Genomic DNA, 18,622 nt, shown 5'->3' with positions numbered 1-18,622 from the left:
CGGACTACTTCGTACCGATGGCGGACGGGTCCGCGTCGTCCACGAAGCTCGGGTTGAAGAGGTCGGCCAGGGCGTCGTCGACCTTGTCCTGCGACGACACGTCGCCGGACTCCACGAAGATCGGGCCGATGATCGACAGGACCTGCTCCTGCGCCTTGCCCGGGGCCGGGTCGACGTCGAGGTTCGAGCGCTCCGTGATCACCTTCGTCGCCACGGCGAGGTCGAGGCCCGCCGCGTCCGCGAGGATCTGCGCCGTCTCGTCGGGGTTCGACGCAGCCCACTCACGAGCGTGCTCGTAGGCGTTCACGACGGTCTGCGCGACGTCCGGACGCTCGTCGATGAAGGACTCGGTCGCGGCCAGGATGCCGTAGCTGTTGAAGTCGACGTTGCGGTAGATGAGCTTCGCGCCCGCTTCCTCGGCGCCGGCCATGATCGGGTCGAGACCGGCCCAGGCGTCGACGGAGCCGTTCTGCAGGGCCGCCCAGCCGTCGGCGTGCTGGAGGTTCTCGATCGTGACGTCGGACGCGGACAGGCCGGCCTCCTCCAGCGCCTGCAGGAGGAAGAAATAAGGGTCGGTGCCCTTCGTCGCGGCGACCTTCTTGCCCTTGAGCTCGGCGACGTCCGTGATCGTGGAGCCCTCGCCGACGACGATCGCCGACCACTCGGGCTGTGAGAAGACGTCGATCGCCTGGATGGCCGATCCGTTCGCCCGGTTCAGGAGCGCGGCGGACCCGGCGGTGGACCCGACGTCGATCGCGTCGGCCCGCAGCGCCTCGTTCGCCTTGTTGGAGCCGGCCGACTGGACCCAGTTGACGGTGATGTCCTGGTCGTCGAGTGCGTCCTCGAGCCAGCCCTGGTCCTTGATGATGAGGGAGAGCGGATTGTAGGTCGCGAAGTCGATGTTGAGCGTGCCGCCCTCGGTGGTGCCGGCGGTGCTGTCGCCGCCGGCCGCGGGAGCGTTCTCGCCCGCGACGCAGCCGCTGAGGAGGAGCGCTGCGGCGGCGGTCGCGGCGACGAGGGCGGCACGCCCGGCGCGGGAGGTGGTGAAGCGGCGTCGTGAGGTCATGCGTTGGTCCTTGCTGTGGATCGGTGCGGGATGACGGCGGAGGTGGTGGGTGGCTCAGTACGGGAAGTGCGGGATGGACGGCAGTCGTTGGTCGCCGCGGGCGAGACCGTGGCGGTCGATGCCGAGTCCGTCGAGGAGGCGGCCGCGCAGTTCGGCGAGCTCTGCCGACCCGCGGTCGCGCGGGCGGTTGCCGGGGACGGTCACGGTCTGTGCGATGGTCGAACCGGGCTGTCCCTCCTCGCGACCCAGGAGGATGACCCGGTCGGCGAGCTGGAGGGCCTCGTCGACGTCGTGCGTCACGAGCAGGATGGTGGTGGGCGCGGCGAGGTGGATGGCGAGCAGCAGGTCCTGCATCTTCAGCCGGGTGAGGGCGTCGAGGGCGCCGAACGGCTCGTCGAGGAGCAGGACGCCCGGCCGGCGGGCGAGGGCCCTGGCGAGTGAGGCGCGTTGCGCCATGCCGCCGGAGACCTCCCGTGGGCGGTGCTCGGCGAAGTCCGCGAGCCCGACGAGTTCGAGCAGCTCGGCGACGCGGGCACGTCCATCGGCTGCGGGTGTCCGCTTGGGCAGACCGAGTGCGACGTTCGCCGCGATGGTGCGCCAGGGGAGGAGTCGAGGCTCCTGGAAGCCGAAGGCCGTGCGCGGGTCGATGCCGGCGACGGGTGTGCCGTCGATGAGCACGGAGCCGGCGGTCGGGTGGTCGAGACCGGCCGCGATCCGCAGCAGGGTGGACTTGCCGCAGCCGCTCGTGCCGAGGATCGCCACGACCTCGCCGGCCTCGGCGGTGATCGTGACGTCGCGCAGCACGGGCCGCGGGGCGTCGGCGCGTTTGCCGGCACCGCTCGCGAAGGTGCGGCCGACCCCGGAGAACGCGACTGTGGAGGCTCGATCCGCCGAGCCGACGGGGACGGCGTCGCGGGTGACCGGCGAGCTCGCGGCGAGCGGGCTTGGGGCAGCGTTCGTCATGGGTCTCGGGCTCCAGGGGTGGGGTGCCCGCCATGCTACGCGAGGGTGACGGACCGCTCTCGGCCGCCGAAACAGAGCGTCACATTGGCGTCCGCCGGTGACATCCGGAGGGTTCCGGTGTTATGCGTCCACTACCAGCTGCCGACCTGCGTGAGGGCGACGTCGAGGATGGCGACGGCCTCCTCCCGGTTGACCCGGGCGAGCAGCAGCGCGCTGACCGACAACGACGTGAGCTGCCGTGCGGCCGCGGCGAGTTCGTCCGCGTCCACCTCGGGACGGGCGAGGGCGAGGGCGTCCGAGACCGCGGTGGTGAGCTCGGCCCGGTAGCCGTCGACGACCTCGCGCAGTGCATCGTCGTGGGCCGCGAGGCCGGCCGCGCTGTTGAGGAGGAGGCAGCCGCGGCGAGGGGAGTCGTCGGGCAGGGTCGCGATGACCGTCTGCACGCCGGAGAAGTAGGTGGTGAGCCCGGCTCTGCCGTCCGTCGCCCGCGCGAGGACCGAGAGGCGCGGTCGGATGACGGTGTCGAGGTAGTCCTGCACGGCGGCGTCGAACAGCCCGCGCTTGCTGTCGAAGGCGTGGTAGAGGCTCGACCGCCGCAGACCGGTGGCCGCTTCGAGGTCGGCGAGCGAGGTCGCCTCGTACCCGCGGTCCCAGAAGACGTCGCGCGCCGCCTGGACGACGGCGACGGTGTCGAACTCCTGCGTGCGTCCCATGGGTGCCTCCTCCTGGCTCGGCCGGCCCTTCGGACAGGCGGGTTGTGTACCGAGCGTTCTACTATTATAGTAGACCCATCGGTACAGAATGTCGCTCCACCCGGACGACTCGACGCCGATCTCCCGGAAGGCCCGTCCCATGCTCGTCGTCAGTCTCGTCCTCGTCGGCATCGCCGCCCTCCTGCACGTCTACATCTTCGTGCTCGAGTCGCTGCGCTGGACCGAGCCGGCAACGCGCAAGACCTTCGGCACCACGGAGCTGGAGGCGGAGACCACCCGCGGTCTCGCGTACAACCAGGGCTTCTACAACCTGTTCCTCGCCATCGGCACCATCGTCGGCATCGTCTTCCTGATCGCCGGCTCGACCGGCGTCGGGGCGGCGCTCGTGTTCGCCTCGGCGGGTTCGATGTTGCTCGCCTCCCTCGTCCTCATCACCTCGGACCGCACGAAGGCCCGCGCCGCGATCGTCCAGGGGACGGCCCCGCTGCTCGGACTCATCGCACTCGTCATCGCGCTGGCCGTCTGACACCTCCCCGACGCCTCGGGCGTCACCCCGTCCGCAACCCGACGACGTGCTGCGCCCACCCACCGAAGCATCGAATCACTGCACCAAGGAAAGGCACCACATGAACACCCCCGCGCTCAGCACCCAGATCCAGCTCGTCTCGCGACCGGTCGGCTGGCCGACCGAGTCCGACTTCCGGACCGTGTCCGTCGAACTCCCGGAGCTCGCGCCCGGCCAGCTCCGAGTTCAGAACCTCTTCCTCTCCGTCGACCCCTACATGCGCGGCCGCATGAACGACGCCCGCTCCTACGTCGCGCCGTACCAGCTCGGTGAGACGATGACCGGCGGAGCCATCGGCCGGGTCGTCGAGTCGGCCGCCGAGGGCTTCTCCGTCGGCGACGTCGTCCTGCACCAGTTCGGCTGGCGCGACCTCGTCCAGGAGGACGCCAGCGGGTTCCGCGTCGTCCCTGAGCTCCCCGGCGTCCCGCTGTCCGCCTACCTCGGCGTCCTCGGCATGACGGCCCTCACCGCCTACGTCGGTCTGCTCGAGGTCGCGAAGTTCCGCGAGGGCGACACGGTGTTCGTGTCCGGTGCGGCAGGCGCCGTCGGCACGATGGTCGGCCAGATCGCCCGTCTCAAGGGCGCGAAGCGCGTCATCGGTTCGGCCGGATCGGCCGAGAAGGTCGCGCTGCTGACGGAGAAGTACGGCTACGACGCCGCCTTCAACTACAAGGACGGCCCCGTCACCGAGCAGCTCGCGGCCGCGGCACCCGACGGCATCGACGTGTACTTCGACAACGTCGGCGGTGAGCACCTCGAAGCGGCGATCGACGCCTTCAACGACGGCGGACGCGCAGCGCTCTGCGGCGTCATCTCGCAGATCAACGACACCGAGCGTGCCGAGGGCCCGCGCAACCTGTCGAACATCGTGACCCGCGGGCTCACCCTCACGGGCTTCACCGTCGGCAACTACACGCAGCACTTCCCGGCGTTCTCCGGTGAGATGGGTGCCTGGTTGCAGAACGGTGACGTCGTCTTCGACGAGACCGTCTACGAGGGCCTCGACCACACGCTCGACGCGTTCCTCGCCCTCATGCGCGGCGCCAACACCGGGAAGATGGTCGTCAAGCTCTGACGCGATCCCTCGACTTCGCCTGACACTGGCGACCGACGGCCCGTCCACCCGCTCCGGGTGGACGGGCCGTTCGTCGTCGTCAGACCGCTGCGAGGACCCCGCCGGCCGCATCGATGCGGGCCATCGCGAGGCGTTCGGCGGCGACGAGCGTCGTGACGCCCTCCGCTGCGGCGTCCCGGTAGATCGACTGCACGGTCCGCCCGATCGCCGACACCCGCTGCTCGATGGCCGCGGCATCGGCGCCCGGTTCCGACGCCATGGCGAGGTAGATCACGCCGCCGGCGTTCGCCACGAAGTCCGGCGCCCACAGGATTCCGCGTTCCTCGAGGGCCACCGCGTCGGCCCGGGAGGCGAGCTGGTTGTTCGCCGCTCCGACCACGGCGCGACACCGCAGCTGCCCGATCACCCGGGCGTTCAGGGCACCGCCGACACCGCACGGCACGAAGAGGTCCGTCTCCACGAGGTGCTCGTCGCCCGGTTCGATCCAGCTGGCGCCGATCTCCTCGGCGAGGGCGCGCTTCCGCGGGTCGACGTCGGTGACGATGAGGCGAGCCCCCTCGGCCGCGAGCCGCCGGGCCAGACGGCCGCCGACCTGACCGAGCCCGGAGATCGTCGCCCGGTGGCCCGCGACGAGCGGGGTGCCGAAGACCGTCTCGAGTGTCGCGGTGATGGCCGCGTGCACGCCGGCCGCCGTCGCCTCGCTCGGTTCGCCGACACCACCGCGATCCGCCGGCAGCCCGCTGACGTGGTCGGTCCGCTCGGCGACGACGGCCATGTCCTCGGCGGTCGTGCCGACGTCCTCCGCGGTGCGATAGGCGCCGCCGAGTGCTTCGACCGCGTCGCCGAGGTCGAGCATCGCGTCGCGGCGCTCCGCGGGGTCGAGGGTCGTGCCCACGGGTAGGTGGATGACGGACTTGCCGCCGCCGTGCGCGAGACCGGCGGCCGCGTTCTTCATCGTCATCCCCGCAGCGAGGCGGAGGGAGTCGTCGACGGCCTCGAGCCAGGACCCGTAGCGCCAGAGTCGCGCGCCGCCGAGGGCCGGTCCCAGGGCGGTGGAGTGCAGGGCGACGCTGATGGTCAGCCCGGAGCGCGGTCCGCGGCTGATGGAGAGGCGTTCGTGGGGGAGGCTGGTGCTGTGCATCGCGTCGCTGGACGCGATCGGGTCGAATGACGTCATCGTCGGATCTCCTCGTGGGTGATTGGTGCGGGCTCCTGGTGGGAGCGGATCACTGGGCGATGGTGGTGCCCGGCTCTCCTCCCCAGATTCTCCACGCCGACCGCCCGCTCCACAACCGTCGGCTCGACCGGGCCGCCGGACGGGCTGCACCTAGGCTGGACGGCATGGGTGGAGTGCTGACGGGGTTCGCGATCATCGGCACCGTCATCCTCGTCGGCTACCTCGCCGGGCGTCTCGAGGTCGGGGGGCCGACGACCGGGCACGTGCTCAACCGGGTGGCGTTCTTCGTCACCAACCCGGCGCTGCTGTTCACCGTGCTCGCCACGGCCGACCTGCACGAGGTGTTCAGCAGTTTCATCTGGGTCGCCCTCGCGAGTGCCCTGTCGGCCGCCGCACTCTTCGTGCTGCTGAACGCCGTGTGGCTGCGCAAGGACCTCTCCGTCGCGACGATCGGCGCACTCGGCTCGGGATACGTCAACGCCAACAACATCGGCATCCCGGTCGCGGTCTACGTCCTCGGCGAGGCCGGGTACGTCGCCCCGGTCATCCTGCTGCAGCTCCTCGTCTTCGCCCCGATCGCGCTCACCATCCTCGATGTCAGACAGCGCGGCTCCGTCTCCTTCCTCGGCATCGTGACGCAACCCTTCCGCAACCCGATGATCGTCGCGTCGATCATCGGAGTCGTGCTCAACCTGTTCGGCGTCCGGCTCCCCGAGCCCGTCATGGCTCCGTTCGAGCTCCTCGGCGGCGCGGCCGTGCCGCTCATCCTCATGGCGTTCGGGATGTCGCTGCACGGCATGCGGCCGTTGCAGGCCGGCAGCGGACGTCGGGAGATCTTCGTGGCGACGGCGATCAAATCGGTCGTGATGCCCGGGTTCGCCTACCTCATCGCGCACTTCGGCTTCGGGCTGAGCGGCACGCCGTTGTTCGCTTCGGTCGTGCTCGCGGCCCTCCCGGCGGCCCAGAACGTCTACAACTTCGCCAGCCGCTACGAGCAGGGTGTCACGCTCGCCCGCGACACGGTCCTGCTGACGACGATCCTCTCTGTGCCGGTCCTCGTCGTCGTCGCCGCCCTGCTCGCCTGAGCCCCGGAACCGGTCTGTTCCGAGCGCTGCTGTCCTCCGAAGAATGGACAGCGATGGCCGGAAATGCCGAACGTTCGCGACTACTCTTGGGCGGGCACGACTGAGATATACCACCGTCCAGTCCGGCGGAGCGCCGTCGGACCCGACCCGATGGGACGACATGACCGAAGGCACGACCCCACGACACGAACGTTCCGGAGACTGGGCCGAATCCCGCGAGACCGTCGGCGACGAGATGCTCGCCGTGCAGGACTTCTCCGGCGAGGAGGAGGGGTACCACAAGACCCTCAAGCCGCGGCAGATCCAGATGATCGCGATCGGCGGCGCGATCGGCACGGGGCTCTTCCTCGGTGCGGGCGGGCGCCTGAACAGCTCCGGCCCGGCGCTCATCCTCGTGTACGCGCTCTGCGGGTTCTTCGCCTTCCTCATCCTCCGCGCTCTGGGTGAACTCGTCCTCCACCGTCCGTCCTCGGGCTCGTTCATCTCCTACGCTCGGGAGTTCTACGGCGAGAAGATGGCGTTCGGCGCGGGGTGGTTGTACTTCCTCAACTGGGCGATGACCTCGATCGTCGACGTCACCGCGGCCGCGCTCTACATCAAGACCTTCGGCAAGCTCTTCGGCTGGAAGGAGCTCGAGGACTTCCCGCAGTGGGTCTTCGCGCTCGCCGCCCTGGTGGTCGTGCTGGCGCTCAACCTCGTCTCCGTCAAGCTGTTCGGAGAGATGGAGTTCTGGTTCGCGCTCATCAAGGTGTCGGCGCTCGTGATCTTCCTCATCGTCGGCGTCTGCTTCATCGTCTTCGGCGGACGCACCGACATCGGTGCCGTCGGATTCTCGGTCATCGGCGACAACGGCGGGCTGTTCCCGGTCGGCGCCTTCGCCCCGATGATCGCGATCTCCGGTGTGGTCTTCGCCTACGCGGCCATCGAGCTCGTGGGCACGGCGGCCGGTGAGACGGCCGAACCGAAGAAGATCATGCCGAAGGCCGTCAACACGGTCATCTTCCGCATCGCGATCTTCTACGTCGGCTCGGTGCTGCTCCTCTCACTACTGCTCCCGTACACGGCCTACCAGGCCGGCGAGAGCCCGTTCGTCACCTTCTTCTCGCACATCGGGTCGGAGCAGGCCGGGGCGATCTCGGCGTCCGTCATGAACTTCGTGGTCCTGACCGCGGCGCTGTCGAGCCTCAACGCGGGCCTCTACTCGACCGGTCGCATCCTCCGCTCGATGGCCGTCAACGGTTCGGCTCCCGCGTTCACGGGCAAGATGAGCAAGAACGGCGTCCCGTTCGGTGGCATCCTGCTCACCGCAGCGCTCACCCTGCTGGGTGTCGGCCTCAATGCGCTCGTGCCGTCGAAGGCGTTCGAGATCGTGCTCGAGATCTCGGCCATCGGCATCATCGGCGGGTGGGCGACGATCATCCTCTGCCAGATCCAGCTGCAACGCTGGGCGAAGCAGGGCAAGGTCGAGCGGCCGTCGTTCCGCCTGTTCGGGGCGCCGTTCACGTCGTATCTGACCTTGGCCTTCCTCGCCTTCGTCCTCGTGACCATGGGCTTCTCGGAGACCGGCCGCTGGGTCCTCGCCTCACTCGTCGTCCTCATCCCGCTGCTCATCGTCGGATGGTTCGCCGCCAAGCCGGGGATCCTCGCCGCTGCGGCCGCACGCGAGGGGCACACGGGCACCTGGCCGGTGGTCGCGGAGCGTCCCGCCATCGATGCGAACAAGCGGAAGCGCGGGGGCGCACCTCGCTCATAGGGCGAGCGGAGACGGCGACGAGTCAGTGCTTCGTGGTGAATCGCTAAGCGATAGTGATCACTTCGGGTTGGTTTCGAGCATTCCCTTGCACCTCGGGTGTCGGTTCAGCAGGATGTGGGCAACCTCTTCCGTGCACCACCGGACCCCGCTGGAGTTCCCGTGAACCGTCGTCTCCGTCTCGTCGCCGTGCTCGCCGCGTGCGGCATCGTCGTCGCCACACCGCTGAGCGCTGCGGCGCAAGCACCTGCCCCGACCCCGGCCGACACGGTCGCCTACGAGCCGAGCGATGCGATCATCGCGAATCCCGAGCGCGGCTTCGACCACACGAACAACACCCACTACTACCCCGAGGGGACCGAGGGCGGGCCGGGGTACACGCCGCTCGACGTCGCCACCCTGGCGGCCTACCGCGAGGAGGGCATCACCGAACTCGTCCGCGTCTTCTACATGGAACGATTCGTGGCCGAGCCGACCCTCGACCCGGCCTGGCTCGCACTCGTCCAGGCTGACTTCGACGCGGCTCGCACCGCCGGCATCTCGATCATCCCCCGCTTCGCGTACCTCGCCGGCGGCGACTGGCCCTACACGCCGCCCTACGGCGACGCACCGCTCGACATCGTGCTCACCCACATCGAGCAGCTCACGCCGATCTTCCAGGACAACGCCGACGTCATCTCCGTCGTCCAAGCCGGCTTCGTCGGCCTCTGGGGTGAGGGCTACTACACGGACCACTTCGCCGCGGACCCGGCGAACCCCGGTGTCCTCACGGACGAGGACTGGGCGAAGCGTCGCGCGGTCGTCGAGGCGCTCCTCGAGGCGGTTCCGGCCGACCGCTCCATCCAGGTGCGGACCATGAACATGAAGCAGAACATCCTCGGGGTGCCGTCCGGGACCGCTGGGGCCATCACCGAGGCGCAGGCGTTCGACGGCAGCGCCATCTCGCGCATCGGTCACCACAACGACTGCTTCCTCGCGGCACCCGACGACTGGGGCACCTACCTGTCCGACCCGATCTCCCTCGATCAGGACTACCTCGCGCAGGAGAGCGACTGGGTGCCGGTCGGCGGCGAGACCTGCAACGTGAACCCGCCGCGGTCGGAGTGGGCGACCGCCTCGGCCGAGATGGAGCGATACAACTTCAGCTACCTCAACTGGGACTACCTGCAGGACGTCCTGCAGTCCTGGGGCCAGGAGAACCTCGACACCACCGCGAAGCGACTCGGCTACCGCTTCGTGATGACCGAGAGCTCGGTCGTGGACGGCACGCTCTCGCTCACGGTCCGGAACGACGGTTGGGCGGCTCCGTACAACAGCCGGCCCGCCTACCTCGTGCTGTCGAACGCCGAGCGCACGGTGCGCGTCCCGTTCGGTTCGGACGCCCGCACCTGGGGTGCGGGCGAGACCGTCACGCTCCAGGCCTCACTCGCCGACGTCCCGGCCGGTCGCTATGACACCGCGCTGTCGCTGCCGGCCACGCACGAGTCGGTCGCGGCGAACCCGCTCTACGCCGTCCAGACCGCGAACGTCGGCACCTGGGACGCGGCGACCGGCGTGAACAGCCTGCAGCGTCAGGTGACCGTCGGCGCCGACGGGGTCGTCATGGCCGAACCGGTGGCCGGTGCTGCGGCCAGGCTGCCCGACACGGGCGTCGCCTCAATCGCGCCCGCGTGGCTGGGTGGCAGCGTGATCGCCCTCGGTGCCCTCGCGCTGGTCCTCTCCCGCCGCCGCCGGGTCTCCTCGCCCGCGTCCTGATCGGGGGCTGGGCACAACTCCTGCTTGATTCGGGGCGACTACCGTCTCCGGCCTGGAACAGGGCAGCAGAGGCGTGACCTGCAGGAGTTGCGAACGTGCGGCGGACGGTCGGGTGAGGCGGGGTCGGTGGGCACCCCGTCCGGTGCCGAGGCCGTCTGCCGTGTTCACAACTCCTGCTGAGTGCTCGTTCTCGGCGTCTGGGATCCCCGTCGAGCGCCGGTGTGCTCTGACAGCAGGAGTTGTGGACAGTGCGGGCGGGTGTCAGCCGAAGATCATGGGGGAGTCGTCTTCATCCTCGTCGGAGAGGGTGAAGTCGAGGTCGACGACGACGGGAACGTGGTCGCTCGGACTGTCGCCCTTGCGCTCGTTGCGGTGGATCGACGCTTCGACGACGTGGTCCGCGAACGCCTGCGAGCCGTAGATGAAGTCGATCCGGAGACCCTCGTTCCGTGGGAACCGGAGCTGCTTGTAGTCCCAGAAGGTGTAGCCCTCGGGGACGAACGGGCGGACGGTGTCCTGGAGTCCCGCGTCGACGAAGGCGGCGAGGGCGGCGCGCTCCGGCGCGGAGATGTGGGTCGAGCCAGGGCCGAAGCTCGGGTCGCCGACGTCGGAGTCCAGCGGCGCGACGTTCCAGTCGCCCATGAGCGCGAGCGGCAGTTCGGGGTTCTCGGCGAGCCAGGAGCGGGTGTCGGCTTCGAGCGCGGCGAGCCAACGGAGCTTGTAGTCGTAGTGTGGGTCGCCGACCGCGCGGCCGTTCGGGACGTACAGGCTCCAGAGACGGACACCGTCGACCGTCGCGCCGATGGCTCGCGCTTCGAGCGGCAGGCCGTCGGCGTCGAAGCCGGGACCGTCCAGCGCGAGGCTCGCTGGCGGCTTGCCGAAGCCGGGCATGTCGGGGAAGCCGATCTGCACGTCCTCCATCGGGAGGCGGCTGGCGATGCCGACACCGTTCCACTGGCTGAGCCCGTGGAGCTCCACCTGGTAGCCGGCCTTCGTGAAGGCCTCCATCGGGAACTGCTCGGGCTTGCACTTGAGCTCCTGCATGGCGAGGACGTCGACGTCCTCACGGACGAGCCAGTCGACCACGCGGCCGACGCGGGTACGGATCGAGTTGACGTTCCAGGTGGCAATGCGCATGCCCCAACGCTATCGAACCTGTTCGCAACTCAGGACGGCTGCGGAGTGTCGGGGCCGGGGCAGGCGACGAGCGGTCGGCACGCCGAAGGCGTCCTGAATTGCGAACCGACGGGTGGGGGATTGAGCGGAGGTTCCCAGGGATGGCGAGCGGGTGTCGCGTAGCGTCGAGGGTATGACGACGTCCACCGCCGCCACGTTCAGCCTGTCCGCCGCCTCGACCGGAGGGGACAGTGCCCTCGGAGGGGTCGCTGACTGGGCGGTCGACCTCATGGAGACGTTGGGTGGTCCGGGAGCCGGGCTCGCCATCGCCCTCGAGAACCTCTTCCCGCCGTTGCCGAGCGAGATCATCCTGCCGCTCGCCGGATTCGCCGCCAGCCAGGGCAAGCTCGGCCTCGTCGAGGTCCTCATCTGGACGACGGCCGGTTCCGTGATCGGCGCGCTGGCCCTCTACGCGATCGGCGCCGTCCTCGGACGTGACCGCATGCGCCGCCTCGCTGAGCGCGTGCCGCTCGTGCACGTCGAGGACGTCGACCGCGTGGAGGCCTGGTTCCAGAAACACGGCTCGAAGGCGGTGTTCTTCGGGCGGATGCTCCCGATCTTCCGGAGCCTCATCTCCGTCCCCGCCGGCGTCGAACGGATGCCGGTCCTGCGGTTCACGCTGCTCACCTTCGCGGGCAGTGCCATCTGGAACACCATCTTCGTCCTCGCCGGCTTCTTCCTCGGCGAGCAGTGGCACATCGTCGAGGAGTACGCGGGCATCCTGCAGAAGGTGGTCATCGCGGGTGTCGTGATCGCCGTCGGCGTCGCGGTCTGGCGCGGCGTGCAGCGGTACCGTCGGGAGCGCACCGGCGCCGACGCGCAGACGGATTCCTGAGCGCGGTCCTGCGGCTCACACCCAGCGGGGCGTGGTGAGTTCCTCGGGCTCCGGCGCGGTGTGCGAGGCGGCGACCGACTGCGCCTCCACGCGGATCGCGTCGAGGACCGTCCGCACCGCCAGGCGTTCGGCGCGGTCGGGACGCGACAGTGCGACGATCCGACGGGTCGCGTCGAGCCCCGCGAGCGGACGGAGGACGATGCCGCGCTCCGGACCGCTGGCCGTGTACCGCGGGAGGAGCCCGATGCCGAGGCCGGCCGCGACCATCGCCTCCGCGATGCGGTTGTCGCTCACCCGCTGCACCACTCGGAGCTCGCCGCCCGATTCGGCCTCGATGCTGCGGAGCAGGCGGTCGAGCGGATAGCCGACCGGCACACCGATCCAGGACTCGTCCGCGAGGTCCGCCGGGGTCAGGACGGTCTGGCCGCTGAGGCGATGCCCGACCGGCAGCACGACGTCGAGCGGCTCGGAGAGCAGCTGCGTGATGCGGAGACCGCGACGGACCCAGTTGCGCTCGCCGCTGATCGCCTGCGCGATGACGATGTCGAAGTCGGCCGCCAGATCGGGGAAGTCCTCGAGGTCGGGGTCTCGGTCGCTCACGACGACCCGCAGGCCGGGCACCGCTTCGAGCCTGCGGAGCACGGCAGGGACGACCATCTGCCCGAAGGTGGGGAAGGTCGCGACCGTGACGGTGCCGATCGGACGGTTGCGGTACTCGTCCCACACGCTCGTCGCCCGCTCGATCGCGACGGCGACGTCCGTGGCGCTGGCCGCGAGTGCCCGGCCGGCGTCAGTGAGGACGAGCCCGCGACCACGCCGTTCGGTGAGCGGCAGGCCTGCCTCGCGCTCGAGGACCTTGAGCTGTTGGGAGACCGCGGACGGGGTGCGATGCGTGGCTTCGGCGACGGCGTGCACGGTGCCGCGCTCGGCGAGTTCGCGGAGCAGGTCGAGTCGGCGGACATCCATGTAGCGATGCTACCGAGTAACGTCAATATTGTTCGCTTGTCCTTCACGCCCAACAGGCGTTTCATTGGACCATGACCATCTATCTCGGCATCATCGCCCTCCTCGCTGCGAGTGCAGCCGTCGGATCGGTCGTCGTCGTCAAGCGCGACGGCTACCGTGCCATCCCGGCCCGCACCTACCCGAAGTCCTTCTAGGACCTCGCACCCGCCGGCCCGACCGGCGCATCCGACCTCCTCGCGACTCGTCGCCGGGAGGTCGTTCCATGTCCGCGCCGCGACAGGCGTTCAGGCGAGGAAGCCGCGCAGGAGCGCCTCGGAGCCGGCGACGTGCTCGGCCATCGCCTGCGCCGCCTCCTCGGGGTGACCGCGCAGGATCGCCTTGACGATGCGCTCGTGCTGCTCGTCGGAGTGCGCGATGTTCACGGCCAGCAGCGGGATGCCGTTCAGGAGTTCGTTGACGCGCATGCGCGACTCGGCGACGAGCGGCAGCAGGCTGGGGGCACCCACGAGTTCCGCGATGAGCAGGTGGAGGCGGGAGTCGTGGCGGCGGTAGTCGGCGGGCGCCGCGTCCCGGCAGTCTCCGAGCGCCTGCCACAGGCGTTCGCGGTCCGCCCCGGAGAGTTTGCACTGCGCCGCCTCGCGCGCCGCACCGACCTCGAGGATGCCGCGGAGCGTGAGCGTGTCCTCGATCTCCGCCGCCGAGATCGTGACCCTGCCGACCTCGGGGGAGTCGGCCGCGCTGATCGCTTCGTCGTCGGGCAGCTCGTCCATGACGAACGTCCCGCCGTAGCGCCCGCGCCGCGAGGTCAGGTAACCGGCCTCGGTGAGCGCGGCGATCGCATCCCGCACGGTGTCGCGGCTGACCCCTTGCATCGTCGCGAGTTCGCGCTCGGCCGGCAGACGACCGCCCGGCTCGATGAGCCCGAGACGGATGGACTGCAGGAGCCGCTGGACGGTCTCCTCGAAGGCGTTCCCGGCGCGGCCCGGACGCAGGAGGAGCTCGGCGCTGAGCACCTCGGTCGCCTCGTCGCCCTTCCGCGTCTCGCTCATCGGATCAGTCTATTTCCCCGGGGTCGCGTCCCCCGCCCGGGCATGTCGTCAGCTCATTCCGGTGTCACGTAGGCGGAGGAGATACCACCGTCGACGAGGAACGTCGACCCGGTGATGAACGACGAGTCGTCGCTCGCGAGGAAGGCGACGGAGGCGGCCAACTCCTCGGGCTCCGCGAACCGACCGAGGGGGATGTGCACGAGTCGCCGCTGGGCGCGCACCGGGTCCTTCGCGAAGAGCTCCTGCAGCAGCGCGGTGTTGACGGGACCCGGGCAGAGCGCGTTGACGCGGATGCCCTGCCGCGCGAACTGCACGCCGAGCTCGCGGCTCATCGCGAGCACCCCGCCCTTGGACGCCGTGTACGAGATCTGCGAGGTGGCCGAACCGAGGACGGCGACGAACGACGCGGTGTTGATGATCGAGCCCTTCCCCTGCCGCACCATGTGGCGGATGGCGGCGCGCGAGCACAGGTAGACCGACTTGAGGTTCACGTCCTGCACCCGCTCCCAGGCCGGGAGCTCGGTCGTCTCGATCGAGTCGTCGTCGGGCGGGGAGATGCCGGCGTTGTTGAAGGCGATGTCGACCGAGCCGTAGGTCTCGGCCGCCGTGTCGAACAGGTGGTCGACCTGCGCTTGGTCGGTCACGTCCACCTGGACGAAGAGCCCACCGACGAGCTCGGCCGCCGCCTGGCCGGTCGTGGGGTCGAGGTCGCCGATGACGACGGTCGCGCCCTCCGCGGCGAACCGCTTCGCGGTGGCGAGGCCGATGCCGCTCGCGCCGCCGGTGATCACGGCGACCTTCCCGGCGAGCCGCTGGGTGAGGTCGATGGGGGTGATGGTCATGTGGTGCTCCTGTGGTTCTGGGTCGGTCGGTGCGGGTCGTTCAGTCGACGGCGAGGAAGACGTTCTTCGTCTCGGTGAAGGCGAGCGGGGCGTCGGGACCGAGCTCGCGCCCGAGACCCGACTGCTTGAACCCGCCGAAGGGGGTGGAGTAGCGGACGGAGGAGTGGGAGTTGACGGACAGGTTGCCCGACTCCACCGCTCGAGCGGCCCGCATCGCACGGCCGACGTCGCGGGTCCAGATCGAGCCGGAGAGGCCGTACTCCGTGTCGTTCGCGAGGGTGAGGGCGTCGGCCTCGTCCTCGAAGGGCAGGACGGCGACGACGGGACCGAAGATCTCCTCCCGGACGGTGCGGTCGTCGCGGCCGGGCGTCAGCACGGTCGGAGCGAACCAGTACCCCGGGCCGTCCGGGGCGCTCCCGGTGAAGGCGATCGGGGCACCCTCGGGCACGTACGAGCGCACGGCGGCCAGATGCGGAGCAGAGACGAGCGGTCCCATCTCGGTGGCCTCGTCGTTCGGATCGCCGACGACCACGCCCTGCACGGCCGGCTCCAGCAGCTCCATGAACCGCTCGTACACGCTCCGTTGGACGAGGATCCGGCTCCGGGCGCAGCAGTCCTGGCCAGCGTTCTCGAAGACGCCGTACGGGGCGGCGGCCGCCGCGCGTTCGAGGTCGGCGTCCGCGAACACGATGTTGGCGCTCTTGCCGCCGAGTTCCAGGGTGACCCGCTTCACCTGCTCGGCCGCGCCGGCCATGATGCGCTTGCCGACGGCGGTCGACCCGGTGAAGACGACCTTCCGGACGGTCTCGTTCGTGACGAAGCGCTCGCCGACGACCGACCCGCGGCCCGGCAACACCTGGAACAGGCCCTCGGGCAGTCCGGACTCGAGGGCGAGTTCGCCGAGGCGGATGCTCGTCAGCGGCGTCCACTCCGCGGGCTTCAGGACCACCGCGTTCCCCGCCGCGAGCGCCGGTGCGAACCCCCAGGCGGCGATCGTCATCGGGAAGTTCCACGGGGTGATGATGCCGACGACGCCGAGCGGTTCGTGGAAGGTCAGGTCGATGCCCCCGGCGACGGGGATCTGCTGACCGAAGAGCCGTTCGGGTGACGCGGAGTAGTACTCGAGCACGTCGCGGACGTGACCGGCCTCCCACCGTGCCTGGGTGATGGGGTGGCCCGAATTGACGACCTCGAGGCTCGCGAGGTGCTCGCGGTCGGCGTCGACCGATGCGGCGAACCGGCGGAGCGCCTGGGCGCGGTCGGCGGGGCTGACGGCCGCCCAGGCCCGCTGGGCGACGGCGGCGCGGGCGATGGCGGCGTCGGTCTCGGCGAGGTCGAGGTGCTCGACGGTCGTGACGACGTGTTCGTTCGCCGGATTGAGGATCGTGTAGCTCACGGTGCGGTGCTCCTGCTCTCGGTGCCGGGTGTGGTGCTGGTGCTGAGTCCTGCGGTGGTCCCGGCGTCGCGGTGTCGACGCGCGGCGTCCACGAGCCCGGCGAAGAGACGCCGGTCGGCCGTCTCCTCCTCGGGGTGCCACTGCACGGCGAGACCGAAGGGGACCGTCGGCAGCTCGACCGCCTCGATGACGCCCTCCTCGGTGCGGGCGGTGACGACGAGTCCGTCGGCGACGCGGTCGATCGACTGGTGGTGGTAGACGTGCACGTCGAGCTCGTCGTCGTCCTGCCGGAGCAGCGCGGCCAGCCGCGAGTCGGCGTCGATCGCGACGGTCTTCGGCCCGAAGACGCCCTCGCCGGGCTGGAAGGAGTCGTCGCCGACGAGGTCGGGGAGGTGCTGGACGAGCGTCCCGCCGAGCGCGACGTTCAGCAGTTGCGCGCCACGGCAGATGCCGAGGAACGGCAGCTCGGCGTCGATCGCCGCCGTGAGCAGCGCCTCCTCCCAGGCGTCCCGGTCGGTCCGTGGCCGACCCGTGCGCGGGTGGGCGGCCTGCCCGTACAGGCCGGGGTCGACGTCGGCGCCACCCGAGACGATGAGTCCGTCGAGGCGGGCCAGCACGGATGCGGCCACCGCTCGGGTGACCGGCTGGGGTGGGAGGAGGACCGCAATCCCACCCGCATCCGTCACGGCGTCGAGGTACACCTTCGGCAGGAAGGACGCCGGGACGTCCCACACGCCGGTCTGGGCCTGCTCGAGGTAGGTCGTGATGCCGATGAGCGGAGCGCTCGAGACGGGCGGGTCGGTCGCTGGGACGTTCGGGTCAGAGGCGTTCAAAGCCGCGCACCCGCTCCCAGTCCGTGACCGCGGCGTCGAAGGCGGCGAGTTCCACCTTCGCGAAGTTCAGGTAGTGGTCGACGACCTCGTCGCCGAAGGCCTCGCGGGCGATCGTCGACTGCGAGAAGAGCTCGGCCGCCTCCCGGAGTGACGTCGGGACGCGGGGCGCACCGCCCGTGTAGGCGTTGCCGCTGGTCGGGTCCTCGAGCTCCAGTTCGTTCTCGATGCCGTGCAGTCCGGCGGCGATGAGCGCGGCGACGGCGAGGTACTGGTTGACGTCGCCACCCGGCACCCGGTTCTCGACGCGCATGCCGAGCCCCCTGCCGACGACCCGGAGTGAGCACGTGCGGTTGTCGTGTCCCCAGGCGACGGCCGTCGGGGCGAAGCTGCCGTCGACGTAGCGCTTGTAGGAGTTGATGTTCGGGGCGAAGAACATCGTCAGCTCGCGCATCGCGGCGAGCTGCCCGGCCAGGAAGTGCCGGAAGAGCTTCGACATGCCGTCGGGCGCGTCGGGGTCCGCGAACACGGCCGAACCGTCCTCGCCGCGGAGGCTGATGTGGATGTGGCAGCTGTTGCCCTCGCGTTCGTCGAACTTCGCCATGAACGTGAGGCTCTTGCCGTGGGCGTCGGCGATCTCCTTCGCCCCGTTCTTGTAGATCGAGTGGTTGTCGCAGGTGACGAGGGCGTGGTCGTAGCGGAACGCGATCTCCTGCTGCCCGAGGTTGCACTCGCCCTTGACACCCTCGCAGTACATGCCGGCGCCGTCCATGGCGTTGCGGATGTCGCGCAGCAGCGGCTCCATGCGGGTCGAGGCGAGGATCGCGTAATCGATGTTGTAGTCGGTGGCGGGGGTCAGCTTCGTGTAGTCCTTCGCCCAGGCCTCCCGGAAGGTGTCGTCGAAGACGAGGAACTCGAGCTCCGTGCCGACGAACGGGACGAGGCCGCGTTCGGCGAGCCGCTCGAGCTGGGCGATGAGGATCTGACGGGGTGAAGCGACCACCGGGGCGTCGTCGAGCCACTGGAGGTCCGCGGTGACGAGGGCCGTGCCCGGCAGCCAGGGCACGCGGCGGAGCGTGGAGAAGTCGGGGATCATCGCCATGTCGCCGTAGCCGCGTTCCCAACTCGACATCGCGTAGCCGTCGACCGTGTTCATCTCGACGTCGACCGCGAGCAGGTAGTTGCAGCACTCCGCCCCGTGCTCGGCGACGTCCTCGACGAAGAGGCGGGCCGAGACGCGCTTGCCGACGAGTCGGCCCTGCATGTCGGTGAACGCGAGGATCACGGTGTCGATCTCGCGCGCGGCGACGGCCGTCGTGAGCTCCTCGAGCGTCAGGTTTCCTGAGCGTGGGTGCATGGCAGCTCCTCGTTGATCCGGG

At 70.0% G+C, this 18,622-nt stretch carries 18 protein-coding genes; 7 read left to right on the top strand and 11 right to left on the bottom strand.

Annotation, left to right across the window (positions count from 1 at the left end; translation table 11 throughout):
* Positions 1-4: 4 nt before the first annotated feature.
* From ITJ62_RS01485 to ITJ62_RS01475, 3 genes are all read right to left on the bottom strand, one after another.
* Complete coding sequence (locus ITJ62_RS01485; RefSeq protein ID WP_194599402.1) at positions 5-1,066, bottom strand: aliphatic sulfonate ABC transporter substrate-binding protein; 1,062 nt, start codon at positions 1,064-1,066, stop codon at positions 5-7.
* A 54-nt stretch (positions 1,067-1,120) separates the two neighbouring features.
* Positions 1,121-2,029, bottom strand: coding sequence for an ABC transporter ATP-binding protein (locus ITJ62_RS01480; RefSeq protein ID WP_194599401.1), 909 nt, complete (start codon positions 2,027-2,029; stop codon positions 1,121-1,123).
* Positions 2,030-2,160: 131 nt separating this feature from the next.
* Positions 2,161-2,742, bottom strand: coding sequence for a TetR/AcrR family transcriptional regulator (locus tag ITJ62_RS01475; RefSeq protein WP_194599400.1), 582 nt, complete (start codon positions 2,740-2,742; stop codon positions 2,161-2,163).
* A gap of 139 nt (positions 2,743-2,881) precedes the next feature.
* Between ITJ62_RS01475 and ITJ62_RS01470 the strand changes: the two genes are divergently transcribed.
* Both ITJ62_RS01470 and ITJ62_RS01465 read left to right on the top strand, forming a co-directional pair.
* The gene (locus ITJ62_RS01470; protein ID WP_194599399.1) at positions 2,882-3,268 is read left to right on the top strand and encodes a DUF1304 domain-containing protein; all 387 of its coding nucleotides are present in this window, start codon (positions 2,882-2,884) and stop codon (positions 3,266-3,268) included.
* A gap of 100 nt (positions 3,269-3,368) precedes the next feature.
* Positions 3,369-4,382, top strand: a complete 1,014-nt coding sequence (locus ITJ62_RS01465; RefSeq protein WP_085511912.1) for an NADP-dependent oxidoreductase — start codon at positions 3,369-3,371, stop codon at positions 4,380-4,382.
* A gap of 79 nt (positions 4,383-4,461) precedes the next feature.
* Here the strand turns inward: ITJ62_RS01465 and ITJ62_RS01460 are convergent, their stop codons facing one another.
* Positions 4,462-5,559: a Glu/Leu/Phe/Val dehydrogenase family protein gene (locus ITJ62_RS01460; RefSeq protein ID WP_228497766.1), complete on the bottom strand. Its 1,098-nt coding sequence runs from the start codon at positions 5,557-5,559 to the stop codon at positions 4,462-4,464.
* 164 nt (positions 5,560-5,723) lie between these two features.
* Between ITJ62_RS01460 and ITJ62_RS01455 the strand changes: the two genes are divergently transcribed.
* From ITJ62_RS01455 to ITJ62_RS01445, 3 genes are all read left to right on the top strand, one after another.
* Positions 5,724-6,644 carry an AEC family transporter gene (locus tag ITJ62_RS01455; RefSeq protein ID WP_194599398.1) on the top strand — a complete coding sequence of 307 codons (921 nt, stop codon included), beginning with the start codon at positions 5,724-5,726 and terminating at the stop codon, positions 6,642-6,644.
* Between the two features lie 160 nt (positions 6,645-6,804).
* Positions 6,805-8,397: an amino acid permease gene (locus ITJ62_RS01450; protein ID WP_194599397.1), complete on the top strand. Its 1,593-nt coding sequence runs from the start codon at positions 6,805-6,807 to the stop codon at positions 8,395-8,397.
* A gap of 159 nt (positions 8,398-8,556) precedes the next feature.
* Positions 8,557-10,149 (top strand): DUF4832 domain-containing protein, encoded by a 1,593-nt coding sequence (locus ITJ62_RS01445; RefSeq protein ID WP_194599396.1) that lies wholly within the window; start codon positions 8,557-8,559, stop codon positions 10,147-10,149.
* Positions 10,150-10,410: 261 nt separating this feature from the next.
* Here the strand turns inward: ITJ62_RS01445 and ITJ62_RS01440 are convergent, their stop codons facing one another.
* Positions 10,411-11,286, bottom strand: coding sequence for an exodeoxyribonuclease III (locus ITJ62_RS01440; protein ID WP_194599395.1), 876 nt, complete (start codon positions 11,284-11,286; stop codon positions 10,411-10,413).
* 172 nt (positions 11,287-11,458) lie between these two features.
* Here ITJ62_RS01440 and ITJ62_RS01435 point away from each other — a divergent pair, with 172 nt between their 5' ends.
* On the top strand, positions 11,459-12,160 hold the full coding sequence (locus tag ITJ62_RS01435) for a DedA family protein (protein ID WP_194599394.1): 702 nt from the start codon (positions 11,459-11,461) through the stop codon (positions 12,158-12,160).
* A gap of 15 nt (positions 12,161-12,175) precedes the next feature.
* Here the strand turns inward: ITJ62_RS01435 and ITJ62_RS01430 are convergent, their stop codons facing one another.
* A complete protein-coding gene (locus ITJ62_RS01430) occupies positions 12,176-13,126 on the bottom strand; it encodes a LysR family transcriptional regulator (protein ID WP_194599393.1) in 951 nt (316 codons plus the stop codon).
* Positions 13,127-13,197: 71 nt separating this feature from the next.
* On the opposite strand from ITJ62_RS01430, the gene ITJ62_RS19145 reads away from it, so the two are divergent.
* Positions 13,198-13,320: a hypothetical protein gene (locus tag ITJ62_RS19145; protein ID WP_255376692.1), complete on the top strand. Its 123-nt coding sequence runs from the start codon at positions 13,198-13,200 to the stop codon at positions 13,318-13,320.
* 90 nt (positions 13,321-13,410) lie between these two features.
* Here the strand turns inward: ITJ62_RS19145 and ITJ62_RS01425 are convergent, their stop codons facing one another.
* The 5 genes from ITJ62_RS01425 to ITJ62_RS01405 are packed head-to-tail and all read right to left on the bottom strand — an operon-like array spanning position 13,411 to position 18,600.
* Complete coding sequence (locus tag ITJ62_RS01425; protein WP_194599392.1) at positions 13,411-14,175, bottom strand: FadR/GntR family transcriptional regulator; 765 nt, start codon at positions 14,173-14,175, stop codon at positions 13,411-13,413.
* Between the two features lie 53 nt (positions 14,176-14,228).
* A complete protein-coding gene (locus ITJ62_RS01420; protein WP_194718745.1) occupies positions 14,229-15,017 on the bottom strand; it encodes a 3-oxoacyl-ACP reductase in 789 nt (262 codons plus the stop codon).
* A 40-nt stretch (positions 15,018-15,057) separates the two neighbouring features.
* Complete coding sequence (locus ITJ62_RS01415) at positions 15,058-16,413, bottom strand: aldehyde dehydrogenase family protein (protein ID WP_194599391.1); 1,356 nt, start codon at positions 16,411-16,413, stop codon at positions 15,058-15,060.
* Positions 16,410-17,246, bottom strand: coding sequence for a gamma-glutamyl-gamma-aminobutyrate hydrolase family protein (locus tag ITJ62_RS01410; RefSeq protein WP_194599390.1), 837 nt, complete (start codon positions 17,244-17,246; stop codon positions 16,410-16,412). The genes ITJ62_RS01415 and ITJ62_RS01410 overlap by 4 nt, the downstream gene beginning before the upstream one ends.
* The gene (locus ITJ62_RS01405) at positions 17,233-18,600 is read right to left on the bottom strand and encodes a glutamine synthetase family protein (protein WP_079704999.1); all 1,368 of its coding nucleotides are present in this window, start codon (positions 18,598-18,600) and stop codon (positions 17,233-17,235) included. The genes ITJ62_RS01410 and ITJ62_RS01405 overlap by 14 nt, the downstream gene beginning before the upstream one ends.
* Positions 18,601-18,622 lie beyond the last annotated feature (22 nt).

Origin of the sequence: Plantibacter sp. VKM Ac-2876, from assembly GCF_015350715.1 — a bacterium.
GTDB lineage: Bacteria > Actinomycetota > Actinomycetes > Actinomycetales > Microbacteriaceae > Plantibacter > Plantibacter auratus.
The sequence above is the reverse complement of the archived record's forward strand: the minus strand, read 5'-3'. Positions and strand labels throughout refer to the sequence as shown.